The sequence below is a fragment of the Herbivorax alkaliphila genome (assembly GCF_030848475.1).
Classification (GTDB): domain Bacteria; phylum Bacillota; class Clostridia; order Acetivibrionales; family Acetivibrionaceae; genus Herbivorax.
Map to the genome: position 1 here is coordinate 1 of NZ_JAVDDS010000110.1, position 2,499 is coordinate 2,499.

The following is a 2,499-nucleotide window of genomic DNA, read 5'->3' on the forward strand; positions in this document are numbered from 1 at the left end:
GTTCAACGTCTGCCAGTCACGACGGCTTTGAGCCTTAGTGCGACTGCACTTGGCGAAAAGCTGTGGTGCGGAACTACTTCTTTGGCTTTGACCCTCCGCATCTTTGCGTGACTGGGCTTGTTAGATGACGGAATTAATGGAAGTTGCCGCTCAACGCTATTTTTATTCATCTTCCATAGAAATATACTCTATAAGTCTTTTCCCTAATTCAGTGCATGCTTCATTAATGTTTAGTGCAAATTCATCCTCTTTGTAATCTTCTGTGACTATATCAGATATTACTCTTATAAGTGCAAAAGGAATATTGTTCAAGCTGCATACATGTGCTATAGCTGCTGACTCCATATCAACGGCAGTAATATTTGGAATCTCTTCAATAATATTTTTTAAACATTCTAAATTATTGACGAAATGGTCTCCTGTTGCTATTGTACCAATATAACTAATAACACTTTTATCATCACAATACTTATACAATTTTGCTACTAAATCTCTGTTTGCTTTAAATTCTAGTGGTAGCTCTCTTACTTGTCCATACTTATATTTATGCCTATGGGATGACATATTTACATCAAAATATACAGCAGAGTCTCCAATAACTAAACTGCCAATTTTTAAAGAACCTATGCCTCCCGCTATTCCAGTATTAATTATGTATTTAAGATTGTACTTCTCTATTATTTTTGTGACTGTCATACTAGCATTAACCTTACCGGCACCTGACTTTGCCAAAATAACATCTTGTTTCCCTATAACTATATGATAAAATTTAGTAACATTATCTGTCTCAATGTCTATTACCTTAGAATTCTTTATCAAAGTTTCAACTTCCTCATCTATTGCAACAATTATTCCTATCATCATTTGCACCCCTAATCCAATAATCTTTTAGAAACTATTATCGTTCTATACAATATCATCAGAACTTAATACCTAATTAATTCTGTCATCTAACGTTTTGTATCTGCGGCGGATTCCCGTCTTAGATAGCTCCTATCTTAGACGGAAATCTGCGGGCAGGATGACCCGTAAGAAGGCCCTTTACTCAGATATATGGTTATGTAAAGTCGCGCGCCTTCGAAGCCCAGAAGCTGACAGGACGTCAGCCCCTTATAAGCAGTTCAAACTTTGTTCTATATCTTGAATAATATCATCCACATTTTCAAGTCCAACTGATAATCTAATAGTTCCTGGATTTACGCCTGCTGCAATAAGCTGCTCATCAGTCAATTGGCGATGGGTTGCACTTGCAGGATGTAGCACGCAGGTACGAATATCTGCTACATGAACTTCATTAGAAGCAATCTTTAATCCATCCATAAATTTAATCGCTGAAGATTTTCCACCTTTTATAGTTAATGAGATAACACCACATGTCCCTTTTGGCAAATATTTTCTTGCTAAATCGTAGTATTTATCTCCCTCCAATGCGGGGTATCTTACAGATTCAATTTTGTCACAGTTCTTTAAATATTGTGCTACCTTAAGAGCATTTTCACAATATCTTTCCATACGAATCGGTAAAGTCTCCAATCCAAGGTTTAGCAAAAATGCTGAGTGTGCTGATGGATAAGCCCCAAAATCTCTCATGAGTTGCATTCTAGCTTTAACTATATAAGCATTATTACCAAAATCTCTAGTATATACTACTCCATGATAGGATTCATCCGGGGTCACAAATTCAGGAAATTTCCCATTTGCCCAGTCAAACTTACCACTATCTACAATTACCCCTCCAACTTGCACCGCATGACCATCCATATATTTTGATGTTGAGTGTACAATAATATCTGCACCATGTTCAATCGGTTTGCATAATACTGGTGTAGCAAATGTATTATCAATAATTAATGGAACATTATTTTTATGTGCTATTTGTGCAATCTTTTCGATATCTAACACTGACATTGCTGGATTTGCTAGTGTCTCTGCAAATACAGCTTTCGTATTTACCTTGAAAGCTTTTTGTATGGTTTTCTCGTCTGCATCTGCATCGATAAAAATGCATTCAATTCCTAATTTTTTGAGAGTTACAGCAAATAAATTCACAGTACCTCCATAGATTGTAGAAGCACTGATAAAACTATCTCCACTATTGCATATATTTAAAATTGAGAAAATGGCAGCCGCTTGACCCGAAGAAGTACACAAGGAACCTACACCACCCTCTAAATCTGCAATCTTTTTTTCAACAACCTCAACTGTTGGGTTTGAAAATCTTGAATACATATGTGCTGTAGGCATATCAAAAAGTTCTCCTATGCGTTCTGTAGAATCAAATACGTAAGTAGTACTTTGAACAATAGGCATTACTCTTGGCTCCCCATTTTTAGGCATATGTCCAGAATGCAAGCATTTTGTTTCATCTTTCATTATGTATCTCCTTTCTCATTATAAATCAAAATATATTACACATAATTATTAGTTGACAAAAAATCTTCAAAGTCCTACCCTAGTAAACCCGCCTCACGGATGGGGCGGCATGCGCGCGATTTTATA

General features: G+C 36.3%; 2 protein-coding genes. Both read right to left on the reverse strand.

Translation table 11 applies throughout. The features are described from left to right. Nucleotides 1-162: 162 nt before the first annotated feature. Nucleotides 163-861, reverse strand: a complete 699-nt coding sequence (locus tag RBH29_RS17430; protein ID WP_306698283.1) for a 5'-methylthioadenosine/adenosylhomocysteine nucleosidase — start codon at nt 859-861, stop codon at nt 163-165. A gap of 249 nt (nt 862-1,110) precedes the next feature. Continuing rightward, complete coding sequence (locus RBH29_RS17435; protein WP_306698284.1) at nt 1,111-2,373, reverse strand: O-acetylhomoserine aminocarboxypropyltransferase/cysteine synthase family protein; 1,263 nt, start codon at nt 2,371-2,373, stop codon at nt 1,111-1,113. Nucleotides 2,374-2,499 lie beyond the last annotated feature (126 nt).

Coding starts and splice junctions, on each gene's coding strand:
- RBH29_RS17430 (WP_306698283.1), bottom strand. CDS start 861: ATGATAGGAATAATTGTTGCAATAGATGAGGAAGTTGAAACTTTGATA.
- RBH29_RS17435 (WP_306698284.1), bottom strand. CDS start 2,373: ATGAAAGATGAAACAAAATGCTTGCATTCTGGACATATGCCTAAAAAT.